The 15,345-nt window shown below is 63.6% G+C and carries 17 protein-coding genes; 9 read left to right on the forward strand and 8 right to left on the reverse strand.

Going from position 1 to position 15,345, the window contains the following annotated elements; all coding sequences use genetic code 11:
• Positions 1 to 67: 67 nt before the first annotated feature.
• Positions 68 to 3,508 (forward strand): pyruvate carboxylase, encoded by a 3,441-nt coding sequence (gene pyc / locus ABIB57_RS15450; protein WP_354041986.1) that lies wholly within the window; start codon positions 68 to 70, stop codon positions 3,506 to 3,508.
• A gap of 197 nt (positions 3,509 to 3,705) precedes the next feature.
• Here pyc and ABIB57_RS15455 read toward each other — a convergent pair whose 3' ends face one another.
• Positions 3,706 to 4,008, reverse strand: a complete 303-nt coding sequence (locus ABIB57_RS15455) for a YkvA family protein (protein ID WP_354041987.1) — start codon at positions 4,006 to 4,008, stop codon at positions 3,706 to 3,708.
• Between the two features lie 52 nt (positions 4,009 to 4,060).
• Positions 4,061 to 5,017 (reverse strand): alpha/beta hydrolase, encoded by a 957-nt coding sequence (locus tag ABIB57_RS15460; RefSeq protein WP_354041989.1) that lies wholly within the window; start codon positions 5,015 to 5,017, stop codon positions 4,061 to 4,063.
• 122 nt (positions 5,018 to 5,139) lie between these two features.
• On the opposite strand from ABIB57_RS15460, the gene ispG reads away from it, so the two are divergent.
• From ispG to ABIB57_RS15475, 3 genes are read left to right on the forward strand one after another with little or no spacing between them, the layout of a single operon-like run.
• Complete coding sequence (gene ispG / locus ABIB57_RS15465) at positions 5,140 to 6,381, forward strand: flavodoxin-dependent (E)-4-hydroxy-3-methylbut-2-enyl-diphosphate synthase (protein ID WP_354041990.1); 1,242 nt, start codon at positions 5,140 to 5,142, stop codon at positions 6,379 to 6,381.
• A 2-nt stretch (positions 6,382 to 6,383) separates the two neighbouring features.
• Complete coding sequence (locus tag ABIB57_RS15470; protein ID WP_354041991.1) at positions 6,384 to 6,734, forward strand: hypothetical protein; 351 nt, start codon at positions 6,384 to 6,386, stop codon at positions 6,732 to 6,734.
• Positions 6,735 to 6,738: 4 nt separating this feature from the next.
• Entirely contained in the window at positions 6,739 to 7,287 is a 549-nt protein-coding gene (locus ABIB57_RS15475; RefSeq protein ID WP_354041993.1) for a chloramphenicol phosphotransferase CPT family protein, read from the forward strand.
• Here ABIB57_RS15475 and ABIB57_RS15480 read toward each other — a convergent pair.
• From ABIB57_RS15480 to ABIB57_RS15495, 4 genes are read right to left on the reverse strand one after another with little or no spacing between them, the layout of a single operon-like run.
• Positions 7,284 to 7,646 (reverse strand): hypothetical protein, encoded by a 363-nt coding sequence (locus ABIB57_RS15480; RefSeq protein WP_354041994.1) that lies wholly within the window; start codon positions 7,644 to 7,646, stop codon positions 7,284 to 7,286. The two genes, ABIB57_RS15475 and ABIB57_RS15480, sit on opposite strands and share 4 nt — an antisense overlap.
• Positions 7,643 to 8,128 carry a YbaK/EbsC family protein gene (locus ABIB57_RS15485; RefSeq protein ID WP_354041996.1) on the reverse strand — a complete coding sequence of 162 codons (486 nt, stop codon included), beginning with the start codon at positions 8,126 to 8,128 and terminating at the stop codon, positions 7,643 to 7,645. Before ABIB57_RS15485 ends, ABIB57_RS15480 begins: the two co-directional genes overlap by 4 nt.
• A gap of 8 nt (positions 8,129 to 8,136) precedes the next feature.
• Positions 8,137 to 8,772, reverse strand: coding sequence for an MOSC domain-containing protein (locus ABIB57_RS15490; protein ID WP_354041997.1), 636 nt, complete (start codon positions 8,770 to 8,772; stop codon positions 8,137 to 8,139).
• A 2-nt stretch (positions 8,773 to 8,774) separates the two neighbouring features.
• Entirely contained in the window at positions 8,775 to 9,677 is a 903-nt protein-coding gene (locus tag ABIB57_RS15495; protein ID WP_354041999.1) for a polyprenyl synthetase family protein, read from the reverse strand.
• Positions 9,678 to 9,797: 120 nt separating this feature from the next.
• Between ABIB57_RS15495 and ABIB57_RS15500 the strand changes: the two genes are divergently transcribed.
• The 4 genes from ABIB57_RS15500 to ABIB57_RS15515 all read left to right on the forward strand — a co-directional run bounded on the left by ABIB57_RS15500 (position 9,798) and on the right by ABIB57_RS15515 (position 12,873).
• Complete coding sequence (locus tag ABIB57_RS15500) at positions 9,798 to 10,487, forward strand: biosynthetic peptidoglycan transglycosylase (RefSeq protein ID WP_354042000.1); 690 nt, start codon at positions 9,798 to 9,800, stop codon at positions 10,485 to 10,487.
• A 126-nt stretch (positions 10,488 to 10,613) separates the two neighbouring features.
• Positions 10,614 to 10,793, forward strand: coding sequence for a 50S ribosomal protein L32 (gene rpmF, locus ABIB57_RS15505; RefSeq protein WP_354042001.1), 180 nt, complete (start codon positions 10,614 to 10,616; stop codon positions 10,791 to 10,793).
• Positions 10,794 to 10,940: 147 nt separating this feature from the next.
• Positions 10,941 to 12,341, forward strand: a complete 1,401-nt coding sequence (gene fumC / locus ABIB57_RS15510; RefSeq protein WP_354042002.1) for a class II fumarate hydratase — start codon at positions 10,941 to 10,943, stop codon at positions 12,339 to 12,341.
• A 70-nt stretch (positions 12,342 to 12,411) separates the two neighbouring features.
• Entirely contained in the window at positions 12,412 to 12,873 is a 462-nt protein-coding gene (locus tag ABIB57_RS15515) for a hypothetical protein (RefSeq protein ID WP_354042004.1), read from the forward strand.
• A gap of 206 nt (positions 12,874 to 13,079) precedes the next feature.
• On the opposite strand, the gene ABIB57_RS15520 is transcribed toward ABIB57_RS15515, so the two are convergent.
• Complete coding sequence (locus ABIB57_RS15520; protein ID WP_354042005.1) at positions 13,080 to 13,385, reverse strand: hypothetical protein; 306 nt, start codon at positions 13,383 to 13,385, stop codon at positions 13,080 to 13,082.
• A gap of 300 nt (positions 13,386 to 13,685) precedes the next feature.
• Entirely contained in the window at positions 13,686 to 14,453 is a 768-nt protein-coding gene (gene gloB / locus ABIB57_RS15525; RefSeq protein WP_354042006.1) for a hydroxyacylglutathione hydrolase, read from the reverse strand.
• Between the two features lie 105 nt (positions 14,454 to 14,558).
• Here gloB and ABIB57_RS15530 point away from each other — a divergent pair, with 105 nt between their 5' ends.
• Positions 14,559 to 15,290, forward strand: coding sequence for a class I SAM-dependent methyltransferase (locus ABIB57_RS15530; RefSeq protein WP_354042008.1), 732 nt, complete (start codon positions 14,559 to 14,561; stop codon positions 15,288 to 15,290).
• The last annotated feature ends 55 nt before the right edge of the window (positions 15,291 to 15,345 follow it).

The following is a 15,345-nucleotide window of genomic DNA, read 5'->3' on the forward strand; positions in this document are numbered from 1 at the left end:
CCCACCGATGCAAATGATTTGAGCCAGGCCTAACCGCCCAGCACCCCTCTTGCTCGGACCTATATCGATGCCAATCAAGAAAATCCTCGTCGCCAACCGCTCCGAAATCGCCATTCGCGTGTTCCGGGCCGCCAATGAATTGGGTCTCAAGACCGTCGCGGCCTTTGCCGAAGAAGACAAGCTGGCGCTGCACCGCTTCAAGGCCGACGAGGCCTATCTGATCGGCAAGGGCAAGGGCCCGGTCGAGGCCTATCTGCAGATCGACGAATATATCCGCATCGCGCGGATTTCCGGCGCCGATGCGATCCATCCCGGTTATGGGCTGCTCTCGGAGTCGCCGGAATTCGTGGACGCGTGCGAGGATGCCGGGATCATCTTCATCGGCCCGCGCGCCCAAACCATGCGCGATCTCGGCAACAAGGTCGCGGCGCGCAACATGGCGATCGCCAGCAACGTGCCGGTGGTTCCCGCCACCGAGGCGCTGCCGGACGATCCCGAAGCGATCAAGAAGCTCGCCGCCGAAGTGGGCTATCCGCTGATGCTCAAAGCGAGCTGGGGTGGCGGCGGCCGCGGCATGCGCCGCATCATGGACGAGTCGTCGCTGCTGTCGGAAGTGTCTGAAGGCAAGCGCGAGGCCAAGGCGGCGTTCGGCAAGGACGAGATGTATCTCGAAAAGCTGGTCGAGCGGGCCCGCCATGTCGAAGTGCAGTTGATCGGCGACGATCACGGCAATCTGGTGCATCTTTATGAGCGCGACTGTTCGGTGCAGCGCCGCAATCAAAAGGTCGTCGAGCGCGCTCCGGCGCCGTATCTCAGCGATGACGTGCGCAAGCAACTGACGGACGCGGCGGTGCGCCTCGGCAATGCCGCCAATTATCGCGGCGCCGGCACCGTCGAATTCCTGATGGATGCCGATACCGACAAATTCTACTTCATCGAGGTCAATCCGCGCATTCAGGTGGAGCACACCGTCACCGAGGAAGTGACCGGCATCGATATCGTCAAGGCGCAGATTCATCTGCTCGACGGCGCGGTGATCGGTACCCCAGAATCGGGTGTGCCGCTGCAGCAGGACATCCACCTCAACGGCAATGCGATCCAGTGCCGGGTGACGACGGAAGACCCCGAGCAGAACTTCATCCCCGATTACGGCCGCATCACCGCCTATCGCGGCGCGACCGGGTTTGGCGTGCGCCTCGATGGCGGCACCGCCTATGCTGGCGCGGTCATCACCCGCTTCTACGATCCGCTCTTGGAAAAGGTCACCTGCTGGGCGCCGACCGCCGAAGAGGCGATTGCCCGCATGCACCGCGCCCTGCGCGAGTTTCGTATCCGGGGCGTGTCGACCAATCTGGCGTTCCTTGAAAACATCATCACGCATCCAGACTTCGTGCAGAACCGCTATACGACGCGGTTCATCGACACGACGCCGGAGCTGTTCAACTTCAAGCCGCGCAAGGATCGCGCGACCAAGCTGCTCAGCTACATCGCCGACGTCACCGTCAATGGCCATCCCGAAGTGCGCGACCGGCCGATGCCGCCGGCAGAAGCTGCGGCGCCAGTGGTGCCGGTGTTCGAACCGCTGATCGTCAATGAAGGCAGCCGGCAGATTCTGGAACGGCAGGGCCCGAAGGGGCTCGCCTCCTGGATGAAGGCGCAAAAGCGCGTGCTGTTCACCGACACGACGATGCGCGATGCCCATCAGAGCTTGTTGGCGACGCGGATGCGCTCGTTCGACATTACCCGCATCGCGCAGGCCTATTCGCGCGGCTTGCCGAATCTGTTCAGCCTTGAATGCTGGGGCGGGGCCACTTTCGACGTGGCGATGCGGTTCCTCAACGAGGACCCGTGGGAGCGGCTGGCGCAGGTGCGCGATGGCGCGCCCAACATCCTCACCCAGATGCTGCTGCGCGGCAGCAATGGCGTTGGCTACACCAATTATCCGGACAATGTGGTCAAGTTTTTCGTCGCCCAGGCGGCCAAGGGCGGCGTCGATATTTTCCGCGTTTTCGATTGCCTGAACTGGGTCGAGAACATGCGCGTCTCGATCGACGCGGTGCTGGAGGCCGACAAGGTTGCCGAGGGCGTGATTTGCTATACGGGCGACGTGCTCGACCCCAACCGGGCGAAGTATGACCTCAAATACTATGTGGCCCTGGCCAAGGAGCTGGAAGCCGCCGGCGCTCATGTGCTGGGGCTCAAGGACATGGCCGGCTTGCTGCGTCCCGCTGCAGCCAAGAAGCTGATCGAAACGCTGAAACAGGAGATCGGCTTGCCGATCCACCTGCACACCCACGATACCTCGGGGGCTGCGGCGGCAACCGTGCTGGCCGCGGTGGATGCCGGTGTCGATGCGGTGGATGCGGCCATGGATGCGCTATCGGGCACGACCAGCCAGCCGACGCTAGGATCACTGGTTGCCGCGCTGACCGATGGCGACCGCGATCCCGAACTCGATGCCAAGGCGATCCGGCAGATTTCGTTCTATTGGGAAGCGGTGCGCACGCAGTATCGTGCCTTCGAGAGCGACCTGCGCAGCGGCGCTTCGGAAGTCTATCTGCATGAAATGCCCGGCGGGCAGTTCACCAACCTCAAGGAACAGGCGCGCTCGCTGGGTCTGGAAACCCGCTGGCACGAGGTCGCCCAGACCTATGCGGACGTCAACCAGATGTTCGGCGATATCGTCAAGGTGACGCCGTCATCCAAGGTGGTGGGCGATATGGCTTTGGCCATGGTTTCGGCCGGTCTGAGCCGCGCCGATGTTGAAGACCCGGCGCGCGATATCGCCTTCCCCGATTCGGTCGTCGGCTTCTTTGCCGGCGATCTGGGCCAGCCGCCGGGCGGCTTCCCCAAGGCGCTGCAAAAGAAGGTGCTCAAGGGCCGCGAGCCGCTCACCGAACGGCCGGGCTCCTATCTCAAGGACGTCGACCTTGAAGCCGAGCGCGCCAAGATCGCCGAGGAAGTCGGGCACGAGGTCGATGATTATCGCCTCGCCTCGTATCTGATGTATGCAAAAGTCTATTCGGATTTCGAAAAGACGCAGGACAAATACGGCCCCACCGCAGTGTTGCCGACGCCGGTCTATTTCTATGGCCTGCATGAGGGCCAGGAACTGTTCGTCGATATCGAGAAGGGCAAGACGCTGGTCCTGCAATATCTCGGCCGCGCCCCCACCAACGAAAAGGGCGAGGTGCGGGTGTTCTTCGACCTGAATGGCCAGCCGCGCACTATTCTAGTGCCGGATCGCCTCAAGGTCGGTGAGGTCAAGCTGCGCGCCAAGGCCGCCATCGGCGATCCCAAGCAGGTCGGCGCGCCGATGCCGGGCGTCATCTCGGGTCTCGCCGTCAAGGCCGGCCAGACCGTCACCGCCGGCGACGTGCTGTGCTCGATCGAAGCCATGAAGATGGAAACCGCCATCCACGCCGAAGCCAGCGGCGTCATCGCCGAAGTGCTGGTCAAGCCCGGCGATCAGATCGACGCCAAGGATTTGTTGGTGCGGTTCGAATAAGCAAAGGCCCGGAGCGATCCGGGCCTGTTTTTGAAATCAGTGGCATGTTTGGGGAACGACAGTCGACCCACACTCGCCATTCTTCCCGCGGACTTGATCCGCGGGCCTCTCACCGCTTGTACCGTGCTGCCAGAGACCCGCGGATCAAGTCCGCGGGCAGGCCGGTGGATGGGATGGATGCCGCAAGAATGAGACGCCTAGAGACGACGCGCGCGCCCATCGATGGTGCGATCATTGCGGTCGCGATGGTCGGCGCGCACCTTGATCGGCAGGCGGCTGACGATCCAGCTCACCATCAGCGGCACCAGTACGATATCGTCGACCCAGCCCAGCACCGGGATGAAATCGGGGATGATATCAAACGGATTGACCAGATAGAACGCGACGAACGCCGTGGCGAACTTGAGGTAGAGCGGGGTCTCAGGCGCGAAGAATGCCTTCCAGAGCTGGACGACTTCTTTGCGGAAGAGGACGATGCGGGGAAGGAGCATTTTGATCATGCACCTTAAATGGTCCGCAGCCGATTTGGTTCAAGACCGGTGACCACAAAATCTATGGCGCAGCCGGCGCCGGCTTGAGATTGGCATTGATGAAAGTCAGCGCCTCCCCGATATGCGCGCGCCAAAGTTCCCACGAATGGTCGCCGTCGTAGATACGGAAGGCGACGTTGCGGTTGTCTGCCAGCAGCGTCTCATAGAGCGCGATGGCACCGCGCCAGAGCTTGTGGCTGTCGTGATCCCCCACCAGCATGAAAATGGCGGGCAGGGGCGTATTGGCGCGCACTGCGCCGGCCAGCAGCGTGAACACGTTTTGGCTATTGTAGCGGCGGGCATCGAAGGGATCGCCGAATGCGCCGGAAAAATGCGGCCCGGCGGGCGGAAGGTCGACGCCGCTGGTCAGGGTATCGGGATCGGCCCAATGGAAATAGGCGCTATCGATGATGAGGTCGATATCGGCGGGCGCCTTGTCGAGGTCTTCGATGGGCACGTTTTCCCAGATGGCTGGGGAGAGGGCCGCGATGGCGGCATAAAGATCGGGGTGCCCGATCCCCAGGCGCAGGGCCCCGGCGCCGCCCATGGAGAGGCCCGCAATGGCGCGGCCGCCCGCGTCTTTGCGCACCGGAAAATCGGCCTCGATGTGTTCGCGCAACTGGCTGGTGATCGCGGTTTCGACATCGTCCAGTCCGCCTGCCGGACGCGTATCCACATACCAGTTATTGCCGGCAGCCGGCATGACCACGACCATGGGCTGCACGGTGCCATCGGCGATCAGACCATCCAAAGTCGGCTGCAGGTTGCCAGCAACCAGCCAATCGCCCTGATTGCCGCCCAGGCCGTGGAGCAGATAGACCACCGGCCATCCCCCAGCCGGCGGATTGCCGTCGGGCCGATAGACATTGACCGCCATGGGTGCAGCCATTGCGGGCAGGGTGTAGCTCTGCGCCACGATGGTACTGGCCTCGACCGGCACGGCGACCAGCAGCAGTGCCAGAACACCGAGCAGGCGCATTGCCAGTCCAACAGGATTGCATGGGAAGACCATTGCTGCGCCCTTTCGTCTCGACACAATGGAGAAACATTGCGTCGCTAGCATAGTAGGCTTATTTCTCCCTCGGAACTCAGAGGTATGTCATGGCTGGCCCGACAGAACGCAGGCAATCGGTAGGGGTGGATGTCGGCGGCGTCATGGTCGGCGGCGGTGCGCCGGTCGTCGTGCAATCGATGACCAATACCGATACCGCCGATATCGACGCGACGGTGAAGCAGGTCATGCAACTGGCGCGGGCCGGCTCGGAAATCGTGCGCATCACGGTGGATCGCGACGAAAGCGCGGCCGCCGTGCCGATCATTCGCGATCGCCTGGCCTTCATGGGCTATGACGTGCCGCTGGTCGGCGACTTTCATTATATCGGCCACAAGCTGCTCACCGATCACCCTGCCTGTGCCGAGGCGCTGGCGAAATACCGCATCAATCCGGGCAATGTGGGCTTCAAGGCTAAGCGCGATACGCAATTCTCGACGCTGATCGAGATCGCCAACCGCTACAACAAGCCGGTGCGCATCGGGGTGAACTGGGGTTCGCTCGACGAGGAACTGCTGACCAAGTTGATGGACGAAAACGCCGTCTCGGCCACGCCGATTTCGGCCGCCGCCGTGCAACGCGAGGCGATCATCCAGTCGGCGCTGCTCTCGGCGCAGCGCGCCGAGGAACTCGGCATGGGCCGCGACAAGATCATCCTCTCGACCAAGGTGTCGGACGTCCAGCACCTGATCGCCGTCTATCAGGACCTGTCGGCACGGTGCGATTACGCGCTGCATCTAGGGCTGACCGAGGCCGGCATGGGCACCAAGGGCGTCGTCGCCTCCTCGGCCGCCATGGGCATCCTGCTGCAGCAGGGCATTGGCGACACGATCCGCATTTCGCTGACGCCCGAGCCGGGTGGCGATCGCACCACCGAGGTCAAGGTGGCGCAGGAACTGCTGCAGACCATGGGCTTCCGCCAGTTCCTGCCGGTGGTGGCGGCCTGCCCTGGCTGCGGGCGCACCACGTCGGATACGTTCCAGCATCTGGCCAAGGATATCCAGGATCACCTGTCGTCCTCGATGCCCGAATGGAAGGAGCGCTATCCTGGCGTCGAAACGCTGTCGGTGGCGGTGATGGGCTGCATCGTCAACGGGCCGGGCGAGAGCAAGCACGCCAATATCGGCATTTCCCTGCCCGGCACCGGCGAGACGCCAGCCGCGCCGGTGTTCGTCGATGGCCAGAAGGTCGCCACCCTGCGCGGCGCCGATGTGGCCGACCAGTTCAAGGTGATGGTGGCGGATTATATCGAGAAGAAGTTCGGCACCGGCGACAAAGTCGCGGCGGAATAGGCATGCTCATTGTCAATCTTCTGAACGGCGTCATGCTGGCAAGTGTCGTCTGCTTCGCGGTTGGCGCCGTGCTGCTGGCGATACTGGCCGGTCGCTCCTCCGGGCGAGAGCCAACGACCGGCGCGGGGCGACCAAAAAACGTTCTATCTCGCGTTCAGGGCGCCTTTGAGGATCCCCGGTTCCGCATCGCCAGAACCCTGATCACGGCCGGTGGCGTGGTGGCCGTGGCGTCGTTCGTCGCGGTATTCGTGCTCAGCGCCAGCCTGCCGCGGTGTTCGGATGCGCCCGAAGACATCGACGAGGCCGTTGCCATGTGCATGCCGGTCGTTCCGGCCCCAGCTCCGGCGGCCTAGCCGCATGGATCGTCCTGCCAGCATTATTTTCATCCATGGCGCGTCGAGCAGCGGGAAATCGACGCTGGCGCGCGGCGTGCAGGCGAAAATCGACCAGCCGTTCTGGCATATTTCCATCGACCATCTGCGCGACGCGGGCGTGCTGCCATCGGCGCGCATCAAGAGCGGCGAGTTCAACTGGCGCGATATGCGGCGCCCGTTCTTCGATGGGTTCCACCAGTCGCTGGCCGCCTATGCCCATGCGGGCAATAATCTGATTGTCGAACATATCCTCGATACGCCGGGCTGGCATGACGACTTGATCGCACTGCTGGCGCCGTTCGATGTGTTTTTCGTCGGCGTGCATTGCTCGCTGCCCGAGCTTGTCCGGCGGGAGCAGGCGCGCGGCGATCGCCCCGTTGGCAGCGCGGAGCAGGACTTCAACACAATCCATCGCGGCCTGCGCTACGATCTGGAGATTTCCGCCGAGCAGAATGCCGACGACAATGTCGATCGGGTGATTGCGGGCTGGACAGCGCGGACTGCGCCGTCGGCTTTTGCCGCGCGCGACTAGGCGCCGAACCAGAATGCCAGCAACGCGACGACCAACTGAACCACGCCCAGCCCAAGCGGTCCCCAGACTTTCAGCTTGTCCCCGGTCTGCGTGCCCACTGCGGCATCGGCGAGCTGGATGATCCCGGCCAGTAGGCCCAGCCAGATCAGAGCCGCGAGATCGGCGCGGAATGCCGCCCACAGCACTATCAGCAGCAGCGGCACCGAGCGCGCGACGCCGTAGAGCGCGAACACTTTTGCCGTGTGCGAGCCCTCTCCGTCCCTGACTATGAAACCGGGGAAGAACACCCCGGCCAGCGAGAAGCCTGTTGCGACCAGCACGTTGATGAGGCTGACGACGATCAGCAGGGCCATGATCATGATGCTTGTTCCTCAAGACGCGGCGGCTGGCAGGCATCGACCCATTTGTTGCCGCACAGGGCCGCCAGCCGATCTACCGTCAGCCGAACCGAGGCGTGGGTGGAGCCGCCGGCGGGAATGACGATGTCATAGACTTTGAGCGAGGTATCCAGATGGATCGGTAGCGGCGCCGGCAGGCCAAAGGGGCAGACGCCGCCGACCTTGTGGCTGGTCAATTGCTCGACCTCCTCGGCACCCAGCATGCGCGGACGGCCGCCCAAGGCGGCTTTGGATTTCTGGTTGTCCAGCCGCGCATCGCCACGGGTTACCAGCAGCATCACCTCGCCACCGACGCGGATGCAGAGGGTCTTGGCGATCTGGCCGGGCTCGACCCCATGCACGGCAGCGGCCGTGTCCACCGTGGCGGTCGAGCTCTCGGTTTCGAGCACCGACAGGTCGGGGGCGCGAATGGCGAGGTCGGCTTTGACGGAATCCAGGCTCATCGGGTCTCTCAGAATAATTGGTTGAGGCGCTCTTCGTATTTGACGCGCGTCTTGTCGCGGATCGGCGTCGCAAGCGCCCGCCGCATGAAGGCAGGGTCGAGGTCGCGCACGCCATCGAGCGCCATCAGTTCGGTGACGGTGACCCGCTCGCCGGCAAAAGGCGTGTAGATAACGGCCATGCCGGCTTCGACCATGCCGGGCGTGATCACGCGGCAATAGGCGCCGGGGCGGAGGGCGCGGGCAAAGCGCTTGACGAAACCCTTGTCGCCCATGCGCGCGGCGAGGGTCATGCAGGGCGTGCGGTGATAGGTGACTTCGAGCACCACATCGCCAAGCGTGAAGCGATCGCCGATGGCGACGGCCTGGCCGGCTACGCCGCCGATGGTGAGGTTTTCCCCAAAAGTGCCGGGCGCGATGATTTGGCCAAGCTGGCCGCTCCACCAGTCATAGTCGTCGGCAAAATAGAGGTAGACCGCCTGGTCGCGTCCGCCGTGGTGGCGGCGGTCGATGATGGCATCGCCAGCCACTTCCAGCGGGGTGATCGCGACCGGGCCGGCAACCGGCTGCTTGAAGATGCCGGTCGGTGCCTTTAAGCCCGGAATGGGCTGGGGCTTGCCGATATTGACGCTGAGCAGGCTGGGCACGCTCAATTCTCCCGGCTGCCGAAATAGCGGGCGGTGGCGCGCAACCCATCGGCCTTGGGGCCAAAAGTGCGCAGCGCCGAAAGCGCGTCGTTGATGATGGCTGCAAGATGCTGGCGGGCTTCATCGACGCCGATGCGGGCGACGAGGGTCTGCTTGCCCTTGGCGGCGTCCTTGCCGGTGGCCTTGCCCATGGCCTCTTGCGTGGCGGTCACGTCGAGCAGGTCGTCGGCAAGCTGGAAGGCGCGGCCGGCCGCTTCCGCATAGGCAGTGAGCGCGGAGAGGGCGCGGGCATCGGCGCCGCCCAAAATAGCGCCAATGCGGACGCTGGCGCGGATCAGGGCGCCGGTCTTCATCGCTTGCATGATGGCGATGTCGTCTCCGGAAAAGCCGCCGCGTTCGCCCTCGATGTCGCGCATCTGCCCGCCCGCCATGCCGCCGGCGCCGCTGCCGGCTACCAGCTCGGTGACCAGTGCAATGCGAATGGCCGGATCGGGATGGCAATCGGGGCTGGCCAGCAGGCCAAAGGCATGGGTCAGAAGGCTATCGCCGGCCAGGATCGCGGTGGCGTCGTCATAGGCCTTGTGCACCGTGGGCCGGCCGCGACGCAGGTCGTCATCGTCCATCGCCGGCAGGTCGTCGTGGATCAGCGAATAACAATGCACCGCCTCGACCGCGAGTCCGGCAATCAGCGACTGGCTGGCGGGCACGCCAAAAATGGCCCCGGCCTGGCGCACCAGCAGCGGGCGCAGGCGCTTGCCGCCATTGAGGCTCCCGTGGCGCATGGCGGCCACCAGCCGGTCGGCGGCGGGACCCGGGCCGGACAGGCGCTCGGCGGTCAGGAATTTGTCCAGCGCCGTTTCGACGGCAAGGGCGCAGTCGGCAATGTCGGCGGCAAAATCGTACATGGGATGTTGCTATCGGTTCGGGTGAATGGGGGCAAGATGGCGCCACGCGGGCGGACACTGGATTTCGTGGGACCCTCCAGCTATTGCAAAGCTATGGCGCGGAGACGGAAATCGGGGGGCATGTGGGGGGCGGTGCGCTGGTTGGCGCGGCTCGTCGTCGTGCTGGTCGCCATTCCGGTGGTGCTGACGCCGGTCTATCTTGCCGTCGATCCCATTTCCGTGCCGATGCTGCAGCGCTATGTCACCGGCCAGCCGGTAATCCGGCAATGGCGCGATATCGGGCAGATTTCGGACCGCCTCAAGGCCTCGGTTATCCTCTCCGAAGACGGCCAGTTCTGCCGCCACTGGGGCGTGGATTTTGCGGCGCTACGCGATGAAGTCACGGACCTGTTCGCCGGACGGCCGGTGCGTGGGGCCTCCACCATCACCATGCAGGTGGCGCGCAACCTGTTCCTGTGGAATGGCGAAAGCTATATCCGCAAGGGGCTGGAAATCCCGCTGGCGCTCTATGTCGACCTGGTGTTGCCCAAGCAGCGGATCATGGAAATCTACCTCAATATCGCCGAATGGGGTCCCGGCGGGCAATTCGGCGTGGCGGCTGGCGCCGAAGCGGCATTCGGCATCGAACCCAGCCAGTTGAGGGCTTCTACTGCAGCCCTCCTGACCACGGCACTGCCCAATCCAATGCTGCGATTGCCGGGCCGCCCATCGGCCAATCAGCGGCGCATTGCGGCGGTCATCGAGGACCGGGTCGACCAGTATGGAGAACGGGCCGATTGCGTCGGCGAAAACGGCAGGCTGGCGCTGTGACGCAGCCTGCAAAAGGCTCTAGCCAAGCCCGGCTTTCTCCTCTATAGACGGCGCCAATCCCTACAGAGCTTAACGTCTCTGGGCCGCTTTCGGCGGCGCAACGATATTGAATTCGGAGTACCGACCATGGCAGTGCCAAAACGAAAGACCTCGCCGATGAAGCGCGGCTTCCGCCGCTCGCACGATGCGCTTTCCCCAGCTTCCTATATCGAAGACAAGGATTCTGGCGAGCTGCGTCGTCCGCATCACGTCGATCTCAAGACCGGCATGTATCGCGGCCGGCAGATCCTCGACGTCAAGAAATAAGCCGGCGCGTTTGCGCCCGGTTTGAAGATTTGCATGCGGCCGGTCCCACCAGGGATCGGCCGTTTTGCTGTGCCGCGGGGGCGGCCGAGACTTGCCATATTGCTGTTGTCGGCCTAAGCCCGGCCCGGTTCAGATTCGGAGATTTCCATGACCATGCGCGTTGAATCGGATTCGATGGGCACCATCAATGTGCCGTCCGCCAAGTATTACGGCGCGCAGACGGCACGGAGCCTGGCCAATTTCGATATCGGCGGCGAAAAGATGCCCAAGGAAATCATCCGGGCGTTCGGCATCCTCAAGAAGGCCGCGGCTTTGGCCAATCACAAGCTTGGGCTGATGGACGAGGCAACGCGCGACCTGATTGTGGCGGCCGCCGACGAAGTCATCTCGGGCAAGCTGGAAGATCACTTCCCCCTCGTCGTGTGGCAGACCGGTTCGGGCACCCAGTCCAACATGAATGTCAACGAGGTCATCTCCAACCGCGCCATCGAGATGGCGGGTGGCACGATGGGCTCCAAGAAGCCCGTGCATCCCAACGACCACGTCAATATGAGCCAGTCGTCCAACGATACCTATCCCACGGCCATGCATATCGCGGCGGTCGAGGCGCTGGAGAATTACCTGTTTCCGCGCGTGGAAAAGCTGCGCGCGACGCTGCAGTCCAAGTCCGAGGAATTCATGGATGTGGTCAAGATCGGGCGCACCCATTTGCAGGACGCGACGCCGCTGACGCTGGGCCAGGAAATGAGCGGCTGGGTGGCGCAGATCGAATTGGCCGTCAAGGCGATCAAGGTGACGCTGCCGCAGCTCAAGGAGCTGGCTTTGGGCGGCACCGCCGTCGGCACCGGGCTCAACGCCCATCCCGACTATGGCGTGACCGTCGCCGCCGAGATCGCCAAGCTGACCGGCCAGGATTTTATCACCGCGCCGAACAAGTATGCGGTCATGGCCGGTCATGACGCGTTCGTGGGAACCTCGGGCGCGCTCAAGCAGCTGGCCGCCGCGCTGATGAAGATTGCCAACGACGTGCGCTGGCTGGCCTCGGGCCCCCGTTCGGGCCTTGGGGAATTGACCATTCCCGAGAACGAGCCCGGTTCTTCGATCATGCCCGGCAAGGTCAATCCGACCCAGTCCGAAGCCATGACCATGGTGGCGGTGCAGGTAATGGGCAATGATGCGGCGATCGGGTTTGCCGCCAGCCAGGGCAATTTCGAGCTCAACGTGTTCAAGCCGGTGATCGCCTACAATTTCCTGCAGTCGGTGCGGCTGCTGGCGGATTCGGCGCGCAGCTTCAACGATAACTGCGCCATCGGCATCGAGCCGGACCGTGCCCGCATCAAGGAACTGGTCGACAAGTCGCTGATGCTGGTGACGGCGCTCAACCGCAAGATTGGCTACGACAACGCCGCCAAGATCGCCAAGACGGCACACAAGCACGGCACCACGCTGCGCGAGGAAGCCATCGCTTTGGGCCTCTTGACCGGCGAGGAATTCGACGCCGAAGTAAAGCCCGAGCAGATGGTCGGGCCACTCAAGTTGAAGAAGTAAAACTCCGACGGGCGGGCTTCCCGCCCGCCCCTGGCTCTGGCATGGTGCGCCCGTATCAGGGAGAGTTGCGATGACCGAGACCGTTTATGTTGCGCCCAATAGCGGCCGCGTGCAGCATCGCAAGGGGCCATTCATTCCGCCCCTGCTGATCGTGCCCTTCGTGCTCTACAACATCTTCGCCTTCCTGCCGTTTTTCGGCGGCAATCCGGCGTCGTGGCACAATGGCCTGTTTTCGGTTCCCATGGTGTCGGGCACCCCATGGGCGGTGACGGCTGGCGACTTCCTGCTGGTGGTGGCGCTAGTCTGTCTCTTTATCGAAATCCTGAAATCGACCCGCACCGGCACCTCATCGATCGTCGAGCATATGCTCTCGATGGTGGTCTTCGTGCTGTTCCTGATCGAATTCCTTTTGATCGGCGCGGCAGCCAGCTCGGTGTTTTTCCTGCTCATGGTGATGAGCCTGATCGACGTAGTGGCGGGTTTTGCGGTGTCGATCACCGGCGCCGGCAGAGACGTGACGATGGGTAATTAGGCCTAAAGCCACCCGCCGGGCGTTAGAGCCCGCGTTTTGCTGCTCAAACTGGTTCGCCATTGACTCTCCCTTTCTTCCCGCGGGCTTGACCCGCGGGCCATTGGCCGCTTGTGCCATGCTGATGGAGGCCCGCGGATCAAGTCCGCGGGAAGGCCGGTGGTTGGGATGGCTTGGATTTTATGCTGTGCGTCGCGAGCGTGGGCCCGTCAGACGACGACCGTCTTCCGATACCCCACGGGCATCCGCACCACGGTAATATTGGCGCCGGCGTTGTAGGCGCCGAGCGCGCCCTCGACGGTTCCACGTCGGCGCTGGCGCTGCGGCGTGAGGTTTTCCCGCGCCGCCAAAAGCTGGCTGACAAAGGCCGCGGTGGTTTGGCTGCGGCGCAGGGACGGGCGCGGGGCGGACGCCTCTATCACCATGGGCAGGCCCGGTGCCGAAGCGGGACGGTTCTGGGTGTCAAAATCGGTCACGTTCGCCTGCCTGTCCCGAAATGGGTCGAACTGTGCCATTGTTGGACAATTCAACGCGCTACTGACCAATAAGTGGCAAGCGGCGTGCCAGACGTAAACGATTTGTTAAGGTTTTACCGTGGCGAAGTGAATCACGGTTGGGTGGGCGAGGCTATATTGAGTGCCCGACGGACCCCCACCCTCAATCCCTCCCCACAAGGGGAGGGAGACGCAGGCTGCGCATCCTCATCTCTGCTGAGGTACCGGGTTGGCTCAAAGGCCAGCGAGCCACAGACCAAGCCTCCCTCCCCCTTGTGGGGAGGGAATGAGGGTGATGGATGCGGCCGTCAGGCCACCGAGCTAGAACGTATCCTTGCCCTTGCGGATCGCCGCGAACACCTCGGTTGGCGGCGCGCCCTCCAGCCCGTAGTGCTGCGCAATGCCGGGATCGTCCGCCCGCAGGAACGGATTGGCGAGTTTCTCGGTGCCAAGCAAAGCCGGGATGGTGAAGCGGGTGGCTTTGCGCAGTTCGGTGATTTCGGCGGCACGGGCCTGCAGCGCCGCATTGTCCGGATCGATCGACAGGGCGAACTTGGCGTTGCTGGCGCTATATTCGTGCCCGCAATAGATCAGCGTGGCGTCGGGCAGCTCGCGAAGGGCCTTGACGCCCTCCCACATGGGACCGGGCGTGCCTTCGAACATGCGGCCGACGCCGAGCGAGAACAGCGCGTCGCCGGTGAACAGGTGCCCGCCTGCCGCGTCGTAGAACACGATGTGACCCAGCGTGTGGCCGGGCGCGTGAAAAATGTCGAACTTGGTTTCGCCCAGCATCAGCGTCTCGCCGGCGGCGACCAGCACGTCGAGCCCTTCGATCTTGTCGGCTTCGGCGCGCGGACCGGTGACGGTGACGCCAAACTCGGCCTTCAGTTCGGGAATGGCTTCGACATGGTCGACATGATGATGGGTGATAAAGATATCGCTCAGCGTCCACCCACGATGCAGCAGGGCATTCTTGATCGGGCCGGCTTCGGGGGCGTCGATGGCGGCGGTGCGGCCGGTGGCGGTGTCGTGGGCCAGATAGCCGTAATTATCGCTGCGCGCCTCGAACACGTCGACGATCAATGCCATGGTTATGCTCCTATGCTGTTCGCGTGCCTTGAAAGCCACGCAGGCGGACCTGACATGGCAATGGCGCATTAGACAAGTGGGTGAGCCTTTGGCACAGTCGATTTCATGAGCAGTGATGTCGTGCGCCTGATCGACTATTACAAATCCCCATTGGGGCGGATTTCGCGCACGCTGGTGCGCGAGCAGATCATGGGCCTGGCGGGCGACGTGCGCGGGCAGCGCGTGCTGGGGCTGGGGTTTGCCACGCCGTATCTGCGGTTTACACTGGATCGCGCCGAACGCGTGCTGGCCTTCATGCCGGCGCGACAGGGGGCATCGTCGTGGCCGCGCGAGGGGCCGTCGCGCACGGTCTTGTGCGACCCGATGGAAATGCCGCTGACAGATGCCGCGATTGACCTGACCATCGCGGTCCATGCGCTCGAGCATATCGCCGACGCCGAAGAGCTGATGCGCGAACTGTGGCGGGTGACGGCGCCGAATGGTCGCCTGATCATCGTCGTGCCGCGGCGGCGCGGCATCTGGGCGCAGCGCGACAATACCCCGTTCGGCACCGGCAATCCGTATTCGGCGGGGCAATTGGAGCGCCTGCTGCGCGATCATAGTTTTGTGCCCGAAGGCTGGCGTGACGGGCTGTTCCTGCCGCCGTTCCAGTCCTCGCTGGTGCTCAAATCGACGCGGTTCTTCGAAGGTGCCGGACGGCTGTTGGGGCCGGCCATGTCGGGGGTGATCTGCGTCGTGGCGCGCAAGGAAGCGTTTCCGGCCGTTCCCCGTCGCAAGCGCGAGGAACGTTTCGTGCGCGTACCGGGACTGAGCACGGCAACGGCTCGGTCGGGGTAACATGTGGCAACCTTCGGCGCGGTGGCGAGTTTTTCCCGCCTTCCATGGAGGCGAA

Source organism: Devosia sp. UYZn731, from assembly GCF_040546795.1.
In the GTDB taxonomy this organism is placed as follows: Bacteria; Pseudomonadota; Alphaproteobacteria; order Rhizobiales; family Devosiaceae; genus Devosia.